This window comes from Candidatus Enterococcus ikei (assembly GCF_017316105.1).
Taxonomy (GTDB): domain Bacteria; phylum Bacillota; class Bacilli; order Lactobacillales; family Enterococcaceae; genus Enterococcus_L; species Enterococcus_L ikei.
Genome location: NZ_JAFLWD010000013.1, coordinates 38,637 through 59,954, shown reverse-complemented (window position 1 = coordinate 59,954; position 21,318 = coordinate 38,637). Strand labels below are relative to the sequence as shown.

The window sequence follows — 21,318 nt, the reverse complement described above, 5'->3', positions numbered from 1 at the left end:
GGAGCGATAAATTTTGAAGAAAAAAAAGAAGACACCTCTATCAATAAAACAGCTCACTCTTTTTGTCACAGCTGTAGTCATTCTAATCTGTTTTTCTTTTGGTTTATATCAAACATATGCGGCGATGACAGATAGCGATCAAAAACAAAATGAGTTTAGAATCAGTAATTTTCAAACCTCAGTTGAAGAGGAATTTGACCCGCCTAGTATCTTTGAACCAGAGAAAGAGTATTTGAAAAAAGTTACAGTCAAAAATACAGGAGAACAAGATAGTTTCATTCGAGTTTTAGCATTACCTATTATTACCAAAAAACAAGCGAACGGGTCAATAACATTGTTGCCAGCAACAACCGAAGGTACAAATCCTGTTTTAACGATTGATTACAATTTGATAGATTGGTTTGAGGGACAAGATGGTTATTTTTATTATAAAAAGAAGCTTGCAAAAGGAGTAAGTACGACTCTTTTATTTACAAAAGTGAAAATGAATCAAGCGAATATCACTGAAGGCTATATAGATGCAACCTTATCATTTGAAATCAAAGCCGAAGGGATTAGTGCAACAAAATTTGCTTATCGGGATGCTTGGTGGAATGGACAAATACCAATAGATCCACCACTTATAGAAATTGATAACACATTAAAAAATCAGACAATCAATTGAGTGATCAAATAACGGAGAGGAAAGTAGGTGACATAGTGCGAAAAAAACAAAAAAGACAAGTATATTTTTTGAAATGGCTCATCTTTCTTTGCTGTTTGTTCAGCTCAGGTTACCTTGCTCAATCTCTATTACTTGATACAAATGCACCGATTAAAGCAGCAAAGAAAACAGATATTCAGCCTGGACAAGTAAAATTAAATAAAACAGCAAAACCCGTACCTGGTATGGTTAATCAATGGGATATCACCTTGCGAATCGAAGGGCGCAACCAGTTTCCACCACCGCCATCCGATATTATTTTAGTTATTGATACATCAGGAAGCATGAATCAAAACAATCGGATGCCTAAAGCAAAATCAGCAGCGGAAAAGTTTATAAATACGATTTTACGTGAAGGCTACAACAATCGAATTGCGCTCGTCACCTATAGCAATGAAGTGACAAATTTCAACTTTAACGATTCTGGTTGGAGTGGTAAATTTGTTGATTCTAAGCACAAAGGATTATTGATTGATGCAATACGTGGCTTAAAAGCTGAGGGAGGAACATTTACTCAAGCGGCAATTAAATCAGCTGCTGATACTATAAAAAGTGCAACTGGAAAAAATAGAAGTATTGTCTTGATTTCTGATGGTGTGCCAACATTTAGCTATGTTCCAGCCTCACCTTACAATCAATTTGAATATATGGAAAAATATCCTCACAGTGTTGACGAATATACCTATTATGAAACGACTAAAAACATTCCTGAGTTTGATTACACGAAGCCCTACGGAAGAGGGGCTGATGGACAATATCGCTATAACGCAAGCTCTCCGCCCTATGGACCAGCACCTTCTGGTTCAAAAATACGAATGGCTGCAAACCATGCAAATAGTGCAATAGCAGAAGCTACGATTAGAAAGAAAGAGCTAAGAGAAACAGATAAAACACCGTTGATCACAACGTTTTATACAATCGGTGTGGATCTAGATTTAGAAGCAAATACTGAAGATGATAGCGTCGCAGTCGGTAACCAAACATTAAAAGAAATTGCTTCTTCTGAAGATAAATGTTTTTCAGCAACCTCAGACAATTTAGAAGATATTCTGAAAGGAATCGCAGGGGAACTTGTTGGTGCTATTAAAACTGCTTCAGTTACGGATCCTATGGGGACAGGGTTTACTATAAACGGAGTGGTAACCGTAACTCAAGGAAGTTCTAAACTTAAGGAGGTTGGAAGTAAAACTTCAATTAACTGGAATGTAGGTGCACTAAAAACACCAGTTTCTACTGATCCTGACGAAGATGTAATGTATGCGGAAATGACGTACCGAGTGGACGCAGGGAATAATGTATTGAACACGGGGATTATTGATGCCAATGGTTTAGCAGCGACGAATGGAAGAACATTAATCATCTACAAAGACTATGCTGAACAGGTAAAAATCACCGATTTTCCTATTCCAAAAGTCAAGCCGATCATAGTTAGTTTACAAAAGAAACTACTAGATGAAAATGGTTCAGAAAGTTCAAATAAAACCGAAACTTTCGATTTTAAATATGGTGATGATCCCTACACTTCCAAGGATAGCTTTTCTCTTTCTCCAAACGAAGTAGTAAAAACTGTTCATCCTTGGAAAGCGGATCAAAATTATTTTGTTGAAGAACTACTGAAAGAAAGTCAAAAATATGAGACCGAGATCGACATTAATGGTCAAAAGCAATCAGCTGCCAAGAAGCTATTCAAATTTACTTCACCTGTGGAGAGTTATGCTCATCAACAGATCATTGTAACCAACAGATCAATCGCTGAGCAAAAAAAAGTCTTTTTGAATATCCGACAAAGTGTCGTTCAACCAAATGAAGATTTAGTTATTCCTTCAAAAGGCTATTATAAATCCACTATTGGGGATACAAAACAAAGAGTAAATATTGTTTCCGGCAGTACAACTAAAAACACATCAAATGAGGTTGGACAAGAGTTATTTACGAAATACGAAATTATTTTGAAAAAAGGACAGAATCAAGTAGAAATAAACGACTTGATTCCAGAATATTATAGAATCTTTGGTTATATTGTAACGACAACAGATACAAACTTGAATCTAATCCATCTATCAAGCAACATGGCAGATTTAGTGAAAACAAATAAAGTTTCCTTAAATTATCAAAATAATAATGAATATTGGCTAACGATGTTTATTACTCCCGATTTAGGAACAGATCATAATGGGACGCAAGAAAGTACTCCTAGACCATATAGTTGGTCCTATAAAGAAAATAAATTTGGTTAATACTAATTTTAATAAAAAACAAATTAAAATTAACTAATATTGTTTGAAACCAAAATTTCTTGGTACGCATCGACGACATTTTGATAATCCAGTGTTTCTAAAATTTCAAGGTATTTCTTGATTTTTGAATTCAATTGTTTGGATGTACTAGCTGATTGGGCAATTTCATAATTAAGATTAGAAGCAATCGCTTCAAAAAGGCGATACTCTGTTTGTGCGCTTTCTTTAGCAAAGTTAGAAAACAGTTTCGTGTGCGTATAATCTTGGGCGTGTAAACATAGATATGAAAGATTTAAATAGATTCTTATTTTTGTATCTTGATATTCTTCAAGAAACGGGAATGTTTCGCCTTTTTGAGTAACGAGAGTCGTTAAAGAAATTGCTTCAGTCAAACTAAAGCAGTAAAGAGAATTATTTAGTAATTTCAGTTCGTAAAGGTACCATTTGTCAACGCCAATTAAATAATTTTTAATTGGCATCATTAACTCAGCTAAGGCTTCATTGGTATCAGAATCCTGTTTTGTGAAGCTTAGCTGAAGCATTGCTCTAGTAATTAAGTTAAGATGTAAATATTTTTCGTTCGTGGTTGTTTGATAAAGATGATCCGATGTTTGGGCCAATAGCTCTAAGTGATTTTTATCTTTTTTAAATACAGCTTGGCTTAACTTGTAATAAAGCTGGTTTTCAGCTGGGAATATTTCTGGATTTAGTAAGCTTAAAAATTCTTCGGTTGAAAGAAAGAGCTTTTCTAAAATCAATAGAAATTTGTCAAATGAGGGCATGCTGACATTGGTTTCAATTAAGTAATAAGTTTGTCTGGTCATGATACCACTATAGATATCTTTTTGACTTAATCCTTTTTCTTGTCTGATTTTCTTTAAAAGTGTTCCGTAGTTTTTCAATAGTACGCTCCTTTTTTTGTTGTATAAATTACTTTACAAACGGAAAAAATTTCTATTACACATGTTATTATAACAAAAAACATTAAATAACTAACTAAAAAACAAAAAATATTTTTTTTGTAAAAGAAAAGGAGTTGATTATCATGATGAAGGCGTTTTTATGGTTTATTACTTACTAGGTTACATTGTTTAGTATTCATAATCAAATCAATTGTTAAGGGAGTTTTTTGTATGAAGCAAAGAAAAAAATATTTATTATTTCCAATACTTTTATTTTTACAATAATTAGCACCTTTGGTTGGAAAACAGCTGAGGCAACTGGAAATAATTCGTGGTCAGTTTTAACTGAAAGTGAAGCAAGGGCACAAAATTTGGGGAATCAATCTTTATTAGAGACAGAAAGAATAGTCCTAGAGAAACCAACACCAAGAACTTTTTGTTTTGTAAAAAGAGGTGCTGTGCAAGTAGTTAAATATGATAAGAGCACAAAGGCTAGATTGGCAGGAGCGCAATTCACTATTTATGATAGATGGGGGCGCATAGCTCAAATTATTGAAACTAATTATAATGGTGTTGCATATACCAATACATTACCACTAGGTTATTATTCAATCAGAGAAACGAAAGCACCAGTAGGTTATAAATTAGAATCAAGTGTTCGGACATTTAATTTATTAAAAAATGGGCAGTTTGTTTGTTTTACAAAATGTAACGAAGCATTACCGATTCAAAAAGGTAGTCTTAAAATTGTTAAAACAGGAGAAGGTAATCAAGTTTTAGCAGGTGCTAGTTTTGATGTTTTTAACTCAAACAATCAATTTGTAGGCAGAATTGCAACAAATGTAAATGGTGTAGCTTATTTAGGAAATCTTCCATATGGAACATATAAACTAATAGAGATAAAAGCACCAGCAGATTACCAACTAGATACAACACCGAAATATGTTACGATCTCTTCTTCTTCACCAGGAGGAACTGCAACTATTTATATAACAAATAAAAAAGCTGTTGGTAGTTTACAAATCATCAAAAAAGATGAACAAGGCAAGTTATTAGCAGGTGCTAAATTCAATGTATATAATTCAAAAAATCAGGTAGTAGGAACGATTACAACGAATACAAACGGTGTAGCTACATTAAACAATCTACCATACGGCGAATATACAGTTCTTGAAACAATTGCACCAGAAGGATATGAAAAAGATCCAACATTACACGATGTAACAATATCAAAAGACAATCCAAATGGTGTAGCAAAAATCACAATCGTGAATAAAAAGAAAGTAACAACTGGAACACTTCAAATCATCAAAACAGATGAGCAAGGCAAACTATTATCAGGCGCTGAATTCCAAGTATTCAATTCAAAAAATGTATTGATTAAAACAGTTGTTACAGGTTCGAATGGTATCGCAACTCTTGAAAATTTAGCATTTGACACCTATACAGTATACGAATCAAAAGCACCAGAAGGATACGAACCAGATAGAACACCACGTTCTGTGACAGTATCAAAGGATAATCCAGAGGGTGTTGTAAGTATTATTGTAGTCAATAAGAAAGCTAAAACAACAGGTAATTTAGAAGTAATCAAAAAAGATGAAGCAGGTGCGTTACTTGCAGGTGCTGAATTCGATGTGAAAGATGCAAAAGATAAGCTAGTAGGGAAAATTACGACAGACGCTAATGGAGTAGGTAAATTAAAAGACTTGCCATTTGGAGCGTATAAAGTGATTGAAACGAAAGCACCAGCAGGCTATGAATTAGATGTAACACCTAAAGAAGTAACAGTATCTAAAGGTGATCCAAACGGTGTCGTAAGTATTACCATTACGAACAAAAAAGAAATAACAACAGGTAATTTAGAAGTAATCAAAAAAGATGAAGCAGGTGCGTTACTTGCGGATGCTGAATTTGAAGTGTATGATGCGTCAGATAAATTAGTGGATAAAATCACGACAGATGCCAATGGCGTAGCTGGTTTGAAAAATTTACCGTTTGGTACGTATAAATTGATTGAGACTAAAGCGCCAACTGGTTATGAACTAGATGCAACACCAAAATTTATCAAAGTATCTAAAGATGATCCAAATGGTACCTCAAGCATTGATGTGATTAACAAAAAAGAAGTGCTACCAACCACAGGAACCTTAAAAATCATTAAATACGTGAAAGATTCAAATCCAATCGTGTATTTACCAGGTGCAGTATTTGGTGTTTATGACAGCGATACAGAGTTGATGGGAAGCTATACAACAGACCAAAACGGTGAAATTATTTTAAATGATTTAGCTGAAGGTAAATATTATGTTGTTGAAATAGAAGCGCCACCAGGATATGAAGAAGATACAACATTTTATGAAATAGATGTAGAAGCTGGAAAAGTCGCAGAAATAAGACACGCTAACGTCAAAAAAGATAATCTGGGCGGCCTGAAGATCGTTAAATATGCGAAAACTAAAGAAGGATTCGAAACAGATACGGTTCTTCCGAATACTGAATTTGAAGTGACGGATTCTACAGGGAAAGTTCATAAAGGTGTAACTGATGTAAATGGTGAATTATTCTTCCCAAATCTGCCAAGTGGTAAAAGTACTATAAAAGAAACCAAAGCTCCAGATGGTTATGAACTTGATAGTACCGAACAGACAGCAGAAATTACTGTGGGAGAAATTGTAGATAAAAAGTTCTATAATACCGCTAAACAAGAACAAGGTCGCATGCTAGTTTATGTTTCAAGCAATAATACCAAACAAGACCTCAAAGGTTTGGAATATATTATTACCAGTGCCAATGGGGTGAGATTCGATACAATTGCGGTAACTAACGCATTTGGACAAATCAGTCTTAATCTACCGCCGGGTGAATATGAAATTGCACCTTTTGTACAAGGATATAGCACATCTGAACCAACGAAATTTAAGATTCAAGCAAAAAAATTCACGATTGTAAAATTAACAGTTTAATTTAATTAACGTGAGACACTAACATTTGTTTTAAAATAGATCGTCAAAAAGCGATCTATTTTAAATATATGATAATAAAAGTGCACATTTTATTATCCACACACTAAAAAACACATTTGGAGGAGAAACACTATGAACAAAAAAGCTGAAACAAAAATTGGAAAATCATTTGAAGAATTGACACCTGAAGAAATGAACAATGTTCAAGGAAGCTGTTGGTGGATGCATTGGGGATCAAATTGCTGCTACTCAACAAGATGTAGCTACAACTGCTGTTCTTCAAGATGTTGTGGATGGTAATTTAAAATAAACAAGCAGCTAGACGAGTGACTACTAACAAGTGACTTGTCTAGCGCTTGTTTTTAATCAAAGAAATGCAGAACATTTACATAAATAAACAAGCCAAAGGAGAGTAAGATGAATCTTAAAAATTTAGCCAAAGCAACATCAATTAGACAACGACAAGCGCTGTTAAAAGAGTACTATTCAAAAAATCAAATGCCTTATTCAGGGGACCACTTAGAAAATTATACAAGTTGGCGAAAACGCCCTACAACTGTGACTGACGAACGTTTTAAGGAAATACTGCAATCTATGCAATTAACGGAAGAAGACTTTGACTTTGCAATCAAAAAATTGACTTCTGAGGAAAAAGGATACATTTATGCTGCTATTTCTGATGATGAGTGGGTGAAAACAACACAGATAGTTTTTGAGCAAGAAGATTATTTTTCAGGAGATGTTTTAGACGAAAATAAAGTGAGCTTTACTTATGCGCTACGTCTACATATTGATTATTTTAAAAAGCAATTAAAACAAATTCTTACGAAGTATCCTACGATTCAGGTTAGAGAAACAGCAATCAATGACTTTGTTGAAGAAATAATCAACCGCTTTATGGAAATCGGCTTACGAACACTTGTCTATGATTTACATGTAGAAAAAGAAACTATGCACTTTTCAGAATCGATGAATGAAAAAGAAGAGTTCCAACAGTACTTAGTAAATCGGTTTGATACGAAACAAAAGTTAGCCGATTTTTTCACTCAATATCCTGTAGTAACGAGACTTTATGCCGAAATAATCCACTTTCAACTAGCCAACTTTGAAGCATTAATTCAAGCCATTACAGAAAGTGAAACAGAGCTGAGTCAATTGTTTAAAATAGACACGCCAATCAGCCTAACAAACATAAAGATGGGTGCAGGAGATTCACATGATCGAGGAAAGTCAGTAGCAATATTAACTTTCAACAACAAAGTTGACCTGGTCTTTAAACCAAAGAATCTAATCATCAGCGAGCGCTTTGATCGTTTCGTTCGAGAAATCAACAAAATAGATGACTCTTTTGATTTTTATTTAACGACAAAAATTGTGAAGGAAAATTATACATTTGAAGAACGCTTGATTCATACCTCATGTCAATCTAAAGAAGAAGTTATTCAGTATTATCGTCAATTTGGACAGACGATTGGATTGGTTTATTTATTGAATGGTAATGACTTTCATTTAGAAAACGTGATGGCTATTGGGAAAAATCCTGTTTTGATCGATCTTGAAACGATTATTCAAAATCATTTGCCAATGCAAGATAGTCAAAATGCGATCACTAAAATCATGCAAGAAAATGGAGAATCCGTTGTAATGAGTGGTTTAGTACCCATTTATTTATTTGAAGCGCGGACAGGTGTAAACGGAGCCTCACAAGGAATCCAGCTAAGTGCACTTAATGGTGGCGAACAAAAATTACCATACAAAGTTTTGAAGGTAGTCAATTTTGATTCTGTGAATATGCAGTTTATGTACCAAGAACATATTACAGATGCAGCAGAGAATATTCCGCTTTTAAATGGAGAAAAGGTTGACTTTGTGCCTTATATTGAAACAATTTTTGCTGGCTTTAAGGAGTTTTCAGCGTTTGCTTTGAAAAATAAACAGGCACTAGTTACTTTAGCCGAAAACATATTTTCAGACTGTCTGGTTCGTAATGTAATTAAGCCGACACAAAGTTATGGTGATTTATTAGATTATTCCACTCATCCGACTTGTATGGTTGATTATATTGAAAGAGAGAAGCTATTTGAAAATCTTTGGATGCATGACTATTCTAATTCAAAACCAGTTCCTTATGAAGTAAGAGATATGCTGCAGCATGATGTACCAATTTTCTTTAATTGTACAAGTTCTCGTAGCTTAATTGCCAGTCAAGGTGAGGTTATCCCTGAGATGTATCGGGAAAAAGCAATTGATCTAGAAATAGCACGTCTAAAGAATTTTTCCAAGGAACAAGAAGAACAACAAATGGATTATCTGAAAACCTCTTTTGGTTTGTATCATGCAACAGATTTACAGGAGAAAACAATTCCATTAAAACAAGTAGAAACGTTTTTAAATGGGTCGATTGCGGTAGGTGAAGCAATCCTAGAAGCAGCTTTTTTGGGTAAGGATTCAATTGCTTGGAAAAATATTGAAGAAACTGCACCGGATCATTATGTTGTCCATGTTATGAATGAGAATTTTTATGATGGGATCACAGGAATGTATCTTTATTTTAGTGAGTTGTATCATGTGACAGGAGATACCCAATTCAAAAAAGCTTACGAACTTGCGGAAGCTCTTGTTTTGAAACTGCAAGCCGATTATCTAGACAGTGTTTCAGCATTTTATGGCTCAGTTGCGGCTATTTATCCATTGCTTTATACCTATCAATACAATGGAAAAACGAACTTGTTGCAAGCAGCGGAATCAATTGCTGAGAGATATATGACCAGATATGATCGTAACGCAATTGAAAACTATGACTGGACAAGTGGAACGGCTTCTATTGTAAAAGTCTTTGTTCATTTATATCAAGTGACAAGCAAGGAAATTTATTTTGAATTTGCGAAACAATTGATTTCAGATTTAGATCATACGAGAATCATCCAAGGTGGCTTTGCACATGGCTATTCAGGTGTGATTTATGCGATAAACAGTGTGCTGAAGGTGGAGTCTGATCCAGAATTAACCTTACTAATCAAAAAATATTTAGCGAAAGAACGACTTACTTTTGACATTGAACAAGAAGGCTGGCTGGATTTACGTCCTGTTCCTCCAATGGTTAATGATCTTTGGTGTTATGGTTCAACAGGAATTGGCATAGCCTATTTAGATTTAATAAATAGTAATTTTGAAGATCAGCGATTAACAGAAGAAGTTCAAATTGCGGCAAAACGTTTGCTGAAACAAGAAAAAAGAGACGATTGTTTATGTCATGGTTATTTTGGAGATCTAGAATTTTTAATCGAATATGGGAAAACATCCATTGCTACTGAACAGCAAAAAGAAGAAATCCAAGCAAGAATAAAAAAAGCAAACCAGAAAATTGTAGATAAAAAATATACATTTGAAGGTTTACCAACAATTCCAAAATATGGTCTATTTACCGGATTAGCAGGAATCGGGCATCAATTATTACGTATTCATGATGCCAATTTGGTTGCAGATATACTGACTTTGGAGTTGCCAAAGAAATAAGGGGGAGATTAAGTTGGTAAAAAAAGTACCCTTTACCGAACAAAGCGAGCATAGTGAATGTGGTTTAGCCTGTGCCGCGATGGTTTTAAATTATTATAATGATAATGTGACACTCGGTCATCTTAGAGACATCTATGGTGTACCTAAGGGCGGTAATACGCTGACAAATCTAAGTCAAATTTTATTGGATCGAGGGATTGAAACGAAAGCGATTCGAGTACTTGATTTGGCTATTTTGAAAGAGCAGAGAGCACCTGTTATTTGCTTTTGGGAAGAAAGCCATTATGTAGTTTTAGAGAAATTAACGGCTAAAGAAGCGATCATTTTAGATCCTTCAAGCGCTAGAAAAAAAATCAAAATAAACGAGTTTCAAGAAAGTTTTTCTAATATAGCGTTGATTTTAACTGATGTCGATGTAACAATCACACAACGCAAAAAACAGAATGCTACAGCTATGATTTTAAAGGATCTATTAAAGAACCAAAAAACAAGATTAGTTTTGTTTATTGCACTAACTCTTTCGATTCAAATGGTGACCATTTCGATTCCTAGGTTAACGCAAAAAATTATTGATAATACAAGTGTAGCAGTCACGAATGTTTTTCAAATTGCTTTAACGATCGTGACGCTTTTAGTTGCCTATTATCTACTACAAGTGTCTAGAGGCTTGGTATTGATTGTATTGGAAAATTTATTTGATCTCACTCTGATGAAGAAGTTTATGAAGAAAATCATTCATTTACCTTTACGTTTCTTTGTCAATCGTTCAACAGGTGATTTAATTTTTCGGGCAAACCTTAGCGTGATCATCCAGCAAATTATGAGTCAGCGAATGCTGTCGATTACAGTCGACTTTCTTTTTGTATTTGTGTATTTGATTTTAATGGTCAATTTATCAATGAATTTGACATTGATCGCTGTTTTTGGTGCTTTTATGATGGGCGCTATTTCGGTTGTTAATTCAAAAAAAGTGCAGAGAATTACCAATAAAGAATTGACTGCTCAATCCAATGTACAACGAATTTTAGTAGAACTTTTTGAAGGGATGGAGACCGTCAAATCGTCAGGTTCCGAAAACCAATTCTATACGAAATGGCGAGAGGCATTTAAAAATCAAATTGATCTGAGAACAGAAAAAAATCGTTTTTCAACTTGGGTTAGAACACTTCAAACATCCATCCAATTTATTTTACCGATCGTATTGATCTATGTTGGGCTGTTTCAAGTGACAAAAGGACAATTGACATTAGGCCAACTGATAAGTTTTAATGCATTATCTGGCGCTTTTATTGCACCGATCGTGACTGTTTTTGACTCATACACGGAGTTTTTATTATTACGATCTTACTTTGGAAAATTAAATGAAATATTAGAGGCTAAGGATAATCCTCGTTTAACCAATGAGGGAAAAGAAATTTCTCAAGTAGAGTCTTTAACTGTTGAGGATGCTTCGTTTAAGTATAGTCATTTTGAAGAGGAGATTTTGCGTTCTATTTCATTTGAGGTGAAAGCTGGTGAAAAAGTAGCAATTGTTGGTAAAAGCGGTTCGGGAAAAAGTACCTTATTGAAGCTATTGGCTGGATTATATGATGTTACTTCTGGAGTTATCAAGTTTAATACGATTGATCTAAAACAAATTGATGAAACCTCATTAAAAAAATGTATTAGTATTGTGAACCAGCAACCAACGATTTTTAACGCTTCATTATATGACAATATTGTATTTGATCAAGAAAATACGACTCAAGCCAGAACGGAACAAGCGATTTTTGATTCAAGAGTCGATGAAATCATCATGAATTTACCATTGGGATTAGAAACTCAAATTTCAGAAGGTGGAATGAATTTATCAGGTGGTCAGATGCAGCGGATTTCGATTGCTCGTGCATTAGTAAAGGAAACGAGTTTATTATTAATGGATGAACCAACCAGTTCTTTAGACAATATTTCTGAAAACTTTATTATGAATCGTTTAAAAACCTATGATTTTACTTGTATTATTGTTGCTCATAGATTGAACACAATCAAACATTTTGATCGGATTTTAGTGATGGATCAAGGACGAATAGTTGAAGAAGGAACGCATGACACATTACTTGCTTTAAAAGGCTATTATCATTCAATCTATTTTGATCCAATGAGCATGACATCGTAAAAGAACTGAGGCATGGTAGGCAACGCGGAAAGAAAGGGGAGAGGATGATGACAGTTATTGGTTACATGCGTGTCAGCACACATTATCAAAAATTTGATTCTCAGCAACAGGCATTAGAAGAATATGGTGTGGATATAATATTCAAGGAACATGAAAGCGGACGAAAAGTCTATCGGAATGAATTAAATAAAGCATTGGATATTTTGAAACCTGGAGATACATTTGTAATTTTTAAATTGGATCGGCTTGCTAGAGGAACCAAACAATTGTTGATGTTGTTGGAAAAATTTAATGATCAAAATATTAATTTTGTCAGTATTGAAAATAATATTGATACATCTACGCCAATGGGACGCTTCTTTTTTACCATCATGGGTGCTTTTGCTGAAATGGAGGCTGAACTGATTCGTGAACGTGTTTTAGCAGGTTTAAGTGCAGCTAAAAAAAATGGGGTTATCTTAGGTCGTCCGCCACTGGTCAATGAAGTTAATCAAGCTATTTATTTGTATCATAATACGGATATACCAATTGATGAAATTTCGAAACGCTGCGGCATTTCTATTTCAACAATTTACCATCACTTAAGAAAAGACGGTATTTACCGAACTAAAAAAACAGGTGAAACACCTAAGCTGGATGAGTTATTAGTTAGTACTAGCAAACATAAATAGAAAAAGAAGAGAGCCCGAGAAAAAACTAAAAATCAGTTTTGATTCGGGCTCTAAATCCGAAGACACGGTGGGGGCAAAAGCAACTGCTTGGTTCCCGAAGTTAAACACTTCTGCCCCAACCTCTTCTTGAAATTTATTGTAAAATTCGGGAATATCTTGTAGCAAATTCATTATTATAAGATACGCCATTTACATTTGTACCAACATCCCAATTAGCAGACCAAGTCATCAACCCTTTGATTGGGTTACCATCTTTTGCTAATTGATCGAGTGCTTTATAAACAGCTGTTGGATCGATGACATATCCACTTCCAGCACCATCAACATTAGCTGGCAGGCCTAAAACTAGTTTGTCATTTGGAATTTTCAAGAATGTCCGTGTGCCATGAATCATAGAGTCAGACATATAATAGAGAAATTCGTATTTTAAAGCGTCATTGCTTTGTGGAATCCATTTATTGATTTCATCTACCCAAACACCATCTCCACCTTGATTATACAACTGTGGCGCAATATAGTCATAGTAACCTTCTAAAGAAGTAATGTATTTTTCATAGGCACCACCTGGTTTTAAGTAAGGGAATTCTGGTGCCATAGTGATGATGAAATTTTTACCTTGTGCTTTGTAATGTTCTTTAACTTTTTTCAAAGCAGCTGGAATGACTGTTTGATTATCACCAGCCGTAATTGCTGATTGTTCTAGGTCGATATCAAGTCCGTCAAAACCATAGGTCTCTACTTGTCGAATAATTTCATCGGCAAAAGCTTGTTCATCACCCGTTTTTAATTGGATATGAGCGTCAGCACCACCTAGAGCAAGTAGGACAGCGCGACCTTGGCTGTTGAGTGTTGCCACATCTTGTCTAAAAGCAGCATCTGTTTTGTTATAGGGTGTAAATGTTGGAATGCGGCTGACACCGTCACTTTTCATAAATGATACAGGCACTACATTATAAGCTTTATTCACTTCTGCTAAAGAAATATTTGCGGAAGTTCCTTGTTTGTAGCCGTCTCTACCTTTAGAAGCCCAGTTATGCCAATAGCCAACAAGGACTTTTTTATTTGCTACACTCACCATTTCACTGGCCGAATCTGCTGCTTCAACTGGTGTTGATGCAAGGAATGTTCCGGCAAAAACACCTGAAATAAGTAAAACAGCTGGAATTAATTGTTTGATTTTCATAGGCGTATCTCCTTTTCGTTTGTTTTATTGATTATTTTACGTTGACATCAATTGCTTGATAAAAAGCATTTGTTGTATCGTAAACATTCCAAACTGCATAGATGACATGATACCCTTTACGATCAGCTGGGACTGTGATCGTATGATTGACAGAGGCTTCTGGAATTGCTGCTTTATCATCAACACGGCCAATTAAATCAAAGTTTTTGATATCTAACGGTTGGTTTGGATTCCAACCTTGTTTTGTCATATAGTAATCCCATGTGGAAGTTCTATGACGGGCTGTTAATGTCCAATTGATTGCAAGAGGTCCTGTTGTAATATCTGATTTATGCCAACGATCAGTTGTCTGAACATCTAATGGGTCAAACCCACTAACACCTGCACTAGCTAATTTTCCTGGAATAAATGTATTTTTAGTTGCTTCGATACTTTGAGGTTCCCACTCGGCACGACCAACATTTTTATTGATTTTTCCACCTTGAGAGCTGCCGAAGTACGCGCGGCTTCCTGGGGATGAGACATATCCATGGGCATGTGTGACAGTAGATGAAAGAGATAATCCTCCTGCTAGTATACCTAGTGTAAGGACTGTTTTCAGCATTGCTTTTTTCATTGTGATTCCTCCTAAAAGTATTTTTTGTAGCGCTTACAATTTGGAATATAACATAATGTTATGTATTATTCAAATGATATGCTACCATTTTTAATATGATAATTTAGTGAGAAGTTCTTTTGGATTTTTTGAAAAATTAAAAAAATCAGCCGAGGAGTAGGCACTGAATACAGTGTTCTCACGGCTGATTTTTTTGTGATGATCGTTTAACGGACTAACGTTTTTTCATCGTTAGCAATGACAGCTAATAAATTTTTATTATTATTAAAGGCTGCAAAGACTTTAGCACTGCTAAAATCTGGTGTAGTTATGGCTGATGAATTCATAAAATCGTTAAAAGCTGCTTCATAAGCTAACAGATCGAGCATATATAGTGATTGGTATGTTTTATTTAACTCCATACCTTCTGAAGCCAAATCATAAGCCATTTTATAATTTTTGATGAGTGAATAAAATTTAGCGGTATTAAAGAATATTTTAGTTGCTTCGATTGGTACCGTAATCGTCATTTTACGAAGCATATCGATTGATTTTTCGTAGTAAACTTGTGCTTTATCCAATTCGTCTACCATTTCATAGACAATGCCTAAGCTGTTGACAGAAAGAATGGCATAAATAGAATTTGAATCACCAAGTTCGTCGGCCCGATAAAAATAAAATAAACTATCCGTTGTGTTGTTAAATCCTAATAAATTAGTGATCCCCATAAAATAGAACCAGCGAATTTCCAATTCTTTATTTTGAAAATCAGCCACATTGATGGATGTTTCTTTCAAAAGTGCATGAGCTTCTTTATGTTTAAATGTATTGCATAATTCTTCTACATGATTTAATAAAGAGGTTAACTTTTTTTCATCATTATCATCTAATACACTTTCCAGACTGAGGTTTAGTCTTTTACAAATGGCATCAAGGATCTCAAGGCTGTCACAAACATTCTTATTTTCAATATTACTGACAGTTCCCTGTGTACAAATTCCAGCGGCTAAAGTGACTTGCGACAATTTTTTTTGTTTTCTTACTGTACGAATAATGTCTCCTTTGATTCTCATAAATTTCCCCTCTATGTTTATGCTTTATAGTTCTGGTTTTATATAATAGTATGGTATTATTCTTTTAGAATCAACTAATTTTTTGGAGGGATAACGATGGAAACGCTTTTGGAGCTAGTGAATGAAGTGCTTGGCTACGGAAATACAGGACACGTATAGTTTGAAAAAATTAGTTAATAGAGGCTTTTATTTAACAAATAGGTAGGGCAGGAAAACTTTTTTTAACTTGAGATTATTTATCTGTCAAGTTTAAAAAGTTTTTTTGAATTGTATCGGAAAGATATCATTATATAGCTAATTATTCTTTTTTAATTAAAATGTTTCTTACAAAAAAATATAAAATCGAAGAATTAGGGAAAATAGATCCAGTGACTGGTTTTTATATCTTATCAACTCAGTTTCTTATGTTATAATTTAGTTAGTTATTGGAACATTAAAGGAGGAGATCCAGTGGCAAAAAAATATACAACCCCTTATGAAGTAGCATATTACGATGGGGATATCACAAGGAAAATGACAATTCCTTCAATGTTAGCTGTTGTGATCAAAACATCTGAAGAACAAAGCGATGCTTTAGAGCGAGGTGCTGATTTCGTTGCTTCGTTTGGCCTTGGCTGGGTCATTACCAATTATGAGATCCATATTACGCGTTTACCTAAAGTTGGAGAAAACATCTCTGTTACGACGCAAGCTGTCGCTTATAATAAATATTTTTGTTATCGGAATTTTTGGATTCATGATGAACAAGGAAACGAATGCGTATTGATCAAGTCTACATTTGTCTTGATGGATAAAGAAAATCGCAAAATGAGCAGTGTTCTGCCTGAAATTATTGCGCCGTATGAAAGTGAAAAAATCAAGAAAATTTATCGCAGTGAAAAAATCGAAAAAGTAGAAGATGGGGAATTTTTACCTTATCGTGTACGCTATTTTGATATTGATGGAAATCAGCATGTTAATAATGCGATATACTTCAATTGGATGCTAGATGTTTTAGGTTATGATTTCTTGAGTACGAATGAACCAACATTTATTAATGTAAAATTCGATAAAGAGGTAGAATATGGTCAAGTAGTAGAAAGTCATTATGAAATGCTTGATACAGAATCTGGAAAAACAACACGCCATGAAATTCGGATCGATGGTCAAATCTATTGTGAAGCAAATATGAAGTGGAAAGAGGATGAGTCAAAAGTCTTTAGCTCCGAGAAATAAGAAGGAATTCATGAAGATTATTCTTCCAATTTTTGTGAATTCCAGCCTCGTTCCTTTTGGTATTCTTTTTTATTTAAGATCGAGACAACTTTTTGTTTTGTCTAGGTCTTTTTTGATATAAAATAAAACAAGAATAAGTAATCATTCAATATGTACATAATAGAAACTTGAGAAGAAATAGAAAGGAAAAATTACGTTATGATTCGATTAGGTCTAACTTCTTTTAATGAGCATGATAAATTAACTGGGAAAAAGCGTTCCACGCTATATGAATATGCAGGATATTTACCGCTTGTCGAGATGGATACAGCCTATTATGGCATTCCAAAACAAGAGTCTGTAAGAGAATGGACAAAATCAGTTCCTGAAAATTTTCGGTTTGTGATGAAAGTCTATAGCGGTATCAGCTGTCAGGGAGAATGGCAGCAGTATTATCAAAGTGAAGAAGAGATGGTTGAGGCATTTTTGACGAGTATGACACCGATGACCGAAAGCGGTAAGCTTTTTGCTTTTTTAATCCAATTTTCTGGAACGTTTAGCTGTACAAAAGAAAATGTTCAGTATTTAGAGAAGATTCGACAGTGGTTTTTAGGTTTTCCAATTGCAATCGAGTTACGAAATGGCTCGTGGTATACAGCAAAATATATCAAACAAACATTATCATTTATGAAAAACAACGATTTTTCACTTGTTGTTGTTGACGAACCCCAAATTCCTACGAATCCAGTGCCGTTTTATCCATTTGTAACAAATGACCAATTTACGCTATTCCGTTTTCATGGTCGTAATGCCGCAGGCTGGATGGCAAATGATAAAGATTGGCGCAAAAAGCGTACTTTATACCGATACAATTCAGATGAGATAGCAGATTTAAGTGAAGCTGTGGAAAAAGTCGCTCGTGAAACCAAAGAAGTCGGTGTGATCTTTAACAATAATTCAGGTGGCGACGCAGCAGGGAATTTATTAGAAATGAAAGCAGCGCTAAAACTGGAGTATGAAAATCTAAATCCTAAACAAATGGGTTTGTTTTAATAGAAAAATATTAGGTTGACCAAGGAAAGGAATCCTATGATAAAAGCTATTTTCTTTGATATCGATGGTACCTTAGTGACTAAAAATGCTAAGGCACTAGAATCCACCAAGCGTGGGATCGCATTAGCTCAAGCACAAGGAATTATTTGTGGTGTTGCAACAGGACGAGGTCCAGTTCACTTAAATCAGCAAATCGATGAGTTGAATTTTGATGTGTTTGTCACGTACAATGGGCAGTTAGTATATACAAATGAGACAACGATCCATGCAGAGCATTTCTCTGAGGAAGCGTTGAATCAGATTGTGTTGTTTTCTGACCAGTTTCACCGTCAAATCATGTTTGGCAGTCGGCAGAGCATGGACGGTAGTTCATTGATGCGTTTTGGTCAAAAGAAATGGGCAAAAAAACTTGTGCGATTTTTGCCGAAACATTTTCCAGCAACGCTAGTGAAAAATATGATCAGCCGTTTTTCGATTCATAGAAAAGATCAGAGATATCACAAGCTTGATATTTTGAAAGAACCGATTTATCAATGTCTTCTTTTAAGCCCAAAATCAGAGGAATTAGCCCTGGAAAAACAATTGCCAGATTGTCGGATAACACGTTCGAATCCCTATACGGTAGATATTATTCCAGTCGGCGGTTCAAAGTTAGTAGGAATCCAAAAATGTGTTGAATATTTTGATATTTCATTAGATGAAGTGATGACTTTCGGTGATAGCTGGAATGATTTAGAAATGCTAAGCGGTGTGGGTTTTGGTGTGGCTATGGGCAATGCGGAAGAAGAAGTAAAAAAAGTTGCAAAATATGTGACTAAGACAAATGAAGAAGCTGGTATTTACCAGGCGTTATTGCATTATGGTGTGATTGTTTAGATATTGGACTAAAGTTATTACCATATGTTATCTAGCTACGTGGGCTAGCTCCTCGGAAAAAAGATAAAATAGGCCTGTGACAAAAAGCGTCACAAACATATTTTCCTATTTTTCTGTCGGAGCTGAAAGAGCCTATTTCACTTTTATATTTAGGAGGAACCCAATGAAAATTGATAATCCATTTGAAAAAACAGAAGAATTTCATACATTATTTGATAATCGGAGACCGAAAACCCCAACATTATTTTCTGCTAAACAAGCAGCCGACCGAGCGGGATTTAAAGTGGAAGAATTGGTTGAATTTTTATATGGAGCTGCAAATAATGATCCAGTCGTTTTCAAAGAGTTAGTAAATCAATTAAAAGAATCGGTCGATCAGGCGGAAAAAAAGGTGCTTAGCAAAGAAAAAGAAGTAACTGAACCATTAGTGGAGCAAGTGGATGCATTGATCGATTTATTGTATTTTACATATGGTTCTTTTTCTTTACTAGGAGTTGACCCAACAGAAATATTTTCTATCGTTCATGAAGCCAATATGGGGAAATTATTTCCAGATGGAAAACCTCATTATCATCCAGTGACGCATAAAGTCCTAAAGCCAGATAATTGGGAGGCTGATTTTGCGCCGGAACCCAAGATAAAAGCAGAATTAGAGCGGCAACGTAAGGCTGCTGAAGCAGAGTAATCTCAATCGAGGATTCCAGAGGTAAGTATTGAGAAGCACTCGATTAAACCAAAAAAACAAAAAAAGAAAACTCAAAATATGAGCTTTCTTTTTTTTGATTTATATACTAACTAGACATCAAAAAATGTGTGATATAAAGCTTGGATTGCTTTTTTCTCTTGGTCTTCTCGGATACCAAACATAATACTGACCTCAGAAGAACCTTGGTTGATCATCTCTAAGTTGATTTTGTTAAAAGCTAATGCGGCTGTGCTATCCGCCATAACCCCAATTCGTTGACGCATTCCTTCACCAACGACCATCAGCATTGATAAGCCATGTGTGATTCTCAGCTCATCAGGCTCAAGTTCGTGCTCTAAACGTTCCATTAATTCTTCTTCAATCTCTATCGTTAATTGACGTTCTCTTAAAATAATCGAAATGTCATCAATTCCAGAAGGCATATGCTCATAACTCAAGCCTAATTCCTCCAGGATTTGTAGTAACCGACGACCAAAACCTAATTCTCTATTCATTAAATATTTACTAATATAAATACTGGCGAAACCTTGATCGCTGGCTATACCTACGACGGGGTCATGTTTAATCGTCCTAGAAGTTGTAATCAACGTACCAGGATGTTCAGGATTATTTGTATTTTTGATGACTACAGGAATGTTGGCGCGATATGCAGGCATCAAAGCTTCATCATGAAGCACAGCAAAACCGGCATAGGCAAGTTCTCTCATTTCACGATAGGTTAGTTCTTTAATTGTTTTTGGCTCTTGAATAATGCCAGGATGAGCGACAAAGATGCCATTGACATCAGTAAAATTTTCATAAATATCGGCTGCCACACCTGCGGCAACGATCGATCCAGTAATGTCTGACCCACCTCTAGAAAATGTGCAAATATCGCCGGCTTCAGTAAAACCAAAAAAACCAGGAATCACTAAAATTTCTTCTGTTTCTTTAAACTGATTGATTTTACTAGAAGACGAAGCCAAAATACGTGCATTGCCAGGTTCATCTGATACGATGATGCCAAGGTCTAAAGGGTTTTTGTAACGTGCATTTAATCCACGCTGTTGAAAAAAAGATGCAACTAATTTAGCATTATTATCTTCACCACTAGCTAAAAAAGCATCAAAAAGATGAGGATTATCTTTTTTAGGTAAGGTTGCTAATGACTGAATAGCTTGTTGAATATCAGCCAAAATCTCTTTATGTATACCCAACTCATCTAAAATTCCTTCATAACGACCAACAATTTTTTCCACAAGTTCCGTGGTATTTTCATTATTTAAATAAGCATTGTAATAAGCTATGAGTAAATCGGTTACTTTAATGTCTTCAGAAGAACGTTTACCAGGAGCTGAAACAACGACAAACTTTCGTGAAGGATCTCCTTTTACAATTCGTAAAACTTTTTCTAATTGTGTAGCAGAAGCTAAAGAGCTTCCTCCAAATTTTATGACTTTCACTTTTTTCACTCCTAATTTTAATAGATTTTTCATTATAATAGTAAAA

15 protein-coding genes and 1 pseudogene are annotated in these 21,318 nt (G+C 34.9%); 11 read left to right on the top strand and 5 right to left on the bottom strand.

Annotated elements, in window-relative coordinates; translation table 11 throughout:
• Positions 1-13 precede the first annotated feature (13 nt).
• Positions 14-664: a hypothetical protein gene (locus JZO69_RS06495; protein WP_207112081.1), complete on the top strand. Its 651-nt coding sequence runs from the start codon at positions 14-16 to the stop codon at positions 662-664.
• Between the two features lie 35 nt (positions 665-699).
• Complete coding sequence (locus JZO69_RS06490) at positions 700-2,940, top strand: VWA domain-containing protein (protein WP_207112080.1); 2,241 nt, start codon at positions 700-702, stop codon at positions 2,938-2,940.
• A 29-nt stretch (positions 2,941-2,969) separates the two neighbouring features.
• Here the strand turns inward: JZO69_RS06490 and JZO69_RS06485 are convergent, their stop codons facing one another.
• Positions 2,970-3,842 carry a helix-turn-helix domain-containing protein gene (locus JZO69_RS06485; RefSeq protein ID WP_207112079.1) on the bottom strand — a complete coding sequence of 291 codons (873 nt, stop codon included), beginning with the start codon at positions 3,840-3,842 and terminating at the stop codon, positions 2,970-2,972.
• Positions 3,843-4,069: 227 nt separating this feature from the next.
• On the opposite strand from JZO69_RS06485, the gene JZO69_RS06480 reads away from it, so the two are divergent.
• The 5 genes and pseudogenes from JZO69_RS06480 to JZO69_RS06465 all read left to right on the top strand — a co-directional run bounded on the left by JZO69_RS06480 (position 4,070) and on the right by JZO69_RS06465 (position 13,150).
• Positions 4,070-6,808 carry a SpaA isopeptide-forming pilin-related protein gene (locus tag JZO69_RS06480; protein WP_242586611.1) on the top strand — a complete coding sequence of 913 codons (2,739 nt, stop codon included), beginning with the start codon at positions 4,070-4,072 and terminating at the stop codon, positions 6,806-6,808.
• Between the two features lie 132 nt (positions 6,809-6,940).
• Positions 6,941-6,997: pseudogene (locus JZO69_RS16855) on the top strand (hypothetical protein); the annotation flags it as partial.
• 228 nt (positions 6,998-7,225) lie between these two features.
• The gene (locus JZO69_RS06475; RefSeq protein ID WP_207112078.1) at positions 7,226-10,324 is read left to right on the top strand and encodes a type 2 lanthipeptide synthetase LanM family protein; all 3,099 of its coding nucleotides are present in this window, start codon (positions 7,226-7,228) and stop codon (positions 10,322-10,324) included.
• 13 nt (positions 10,325-10,337) lie between these two features.
• Complete coding sequence (locus JZO69_RS06470) at positions 10,338-12,479, top strand: peptidase domain-containing ABC transporter (protein ID WP_207112077.1); 2,142 nt, start codon at positions 10,338-10,340, stop codon at positions 12,477-12,479.
• Between the two features lie 47 nt (positions 12,480-12,526).
• Complete coding sequence (locus JZO69_RS06465; protein WP_207112076.1) at positions 12,527-13,150, top strand: recombinase family protein; 624 nt, start codon at positions 12,527-12,529, stop codon at positions 13,148-13,150.
• A gap of 133 nt (positions 13,151-13,283) precedes the next feature.
• Here the strand turns inward: JZO69_RS06465 and JZO69_RS06460 are convergent, their stop codons facing one another.
• The 3 genes from JZO69_RS06460 to JZO69_RS06450 form a co-directional block, all read right to left on the bottom strand.
• Positions 13,284-14,333: a chitinase gene (locus JZO69_RS06460; RefSeq protein WP_207112075.1), complete on the bottom strand. Its 1,050-nt coding sequence runs from the start codon at positions 14,331-14,333 to the stop codon at positions 13,284-13,286.
• A 31-nt stretch (positions 14,334-14,364) separates the two neighbouring features.
• Entirely contained in the window at positions 14,365-14,949 is a 585-nt protein-coding gene (locus tag JZO69_RS06455; protein WP_207112074.1) for a lytic polysaccharide monooxygenase, read from the bottom strand.
• Positions 14,950-15,155: 206 nt separating this feature from the next.
• Entirely contained in the window at positions 15,156-16,001 is an 846-nt protein-coding gene (locus JZO69_RS06450) for a helix-turn-helix domain-containing protein (protein ID WP_207112073.1), read from the bottom strand.
• A gap of 450 nt (positions 16,002-16,451) precedes the next feature.
• On the opposite strand from JZO69_RS06450, the gene JZO69_RS06445 reads away from it, so the two are divergent.
• From JZO69_RS06445 to JZO69_RS06430, 4 genes are all read left to right on the top strand, one after another.
• Positions 16,452-17,216 carry an acyl-ACP thioesterase domain-containing protein gene (locus JZO69_RS06445; RefSeq protein ID WP_207112072.1) on the top strand — a complete coding sequence of 255 codons (765 nt, stop codon included), beginning with the start codon at positions 16,452-16,454 and terminating at the stop codon, positions 17,214-17,216.
• A 198-nt stretch (positions 17,217-17,414) separates the two neighbouring features.
• Positions 17,415-18,248, top strand: coding sequence for a DUF72 domain-containing protein (locus JZO69_RS06440; RefSeq protein WP_207112071.1), 834 nt, complete (start codon positions 17,415-17,417; stop codon positions 18,246-18,248).
• A 36-nt stretch (positions 18,249-18,284) separates the two neighbouring features.
• Positions 18,285-19,124 (top strand): Cof-type HAD-IIB family hydrolase, encoded by an 840-nt coding sequence (locus JZO69_RS06435; protein ID WP_207112070.1) that lies wholly within the window; start codon positions 18,285-18,287, stop codon positions 19,122-19,124.
• 163 nt (positions 19,125-19,287) lie between these two features.
• Positions 19,288-19,809, top strand: a complete 522-nt coding sequence (locus JZO69_RS06430) for a pyrophosphohydrolase domain-containing protein (RefSeq protein WP_207112069.1) — start codon at positions 19,288-19,290, stop codon at positions 19,807-19,809.
• 110 nt (positions 19,810-19,919) lie between these two features.
• On the opposite strand, the gene JZO69_RS06425 is transcribed toward JZO69_RS06430, so the two are convergent.
• On the bottom strand, positions 19,920-21,272 hold the full coding sequence (locus JZO69_RS06425) for an aspartate kinase (RefSeq protein ID WP_207112068.1): 1,353 nt from the start codon (positions 21,270-21,272) through the stop codon (positions 19,920-19,922).
• Positions 21,273-21,318: the final 46 nt, after the last annotated feature.

What these genes read in the sequence shown, in the direction of transcription:
- JZO69_RS06455 (WP_207112074.1), bottom strand. Translation starts at nt 14,949, where the DNA reads ATGAAAAAAGCAATGCTGAAAACAGTCCTTACACTAGGTATACTAGCA.
- JZO69_RS06475 (WP_207112078.1), top strand. Translation starts at nt 7,226, where the DNA reads ATGAATCTTAAAAATTTAGCCAAAGCAACATCAATTAGACAACGACAA.
- JZO69_RS06465 (WP_207112076.1), top strand. Translation starts at nt 12,527, where the DNA reads ATGACAGTTATTGGTTACATGCGTGTCAGCACACATTATCAAAAATTT.
- JZO69_RS06450 (WP_207112073.1), bottom strand. Translation starts at nt 16,001, where the DNA reads ATGAGAATCAAAGGAGACATTATTCGTACAGTAAGAAAACAAAAAAAA.
- JZO69_RS06435 (WP_207112070.1), top strand. Translation starts at nt 18,285, where the DNA reads ATGATAAAAGCTATTTTCTTTGATATCGATGGTACCTTAGTGACTAAA.
- JZO69_RS06430 (WP_207112069.1), top strand. Translation starts at nt 19,288, where the DNA reads ATGAAAATTGATAATCCATTTGAAAAAACAGAAGAATTTCATACATTA.
- JZO69_RS06460 (WP_207112075.1), bottom strand. Translation starts at nt 14,333, where the DNA reads ATGAAAATCAAACAATTAATTCCAGCTGTTTTACTTATTTCAGGTGTT.
- JZO69_RS06440 (WP_207112071.1), top strand. Translation starts at nt 17,415, where the DNA reads ATGATTCGATTAGGTCTAACTTCTTTTAATGAGCATGATAAATTAACT.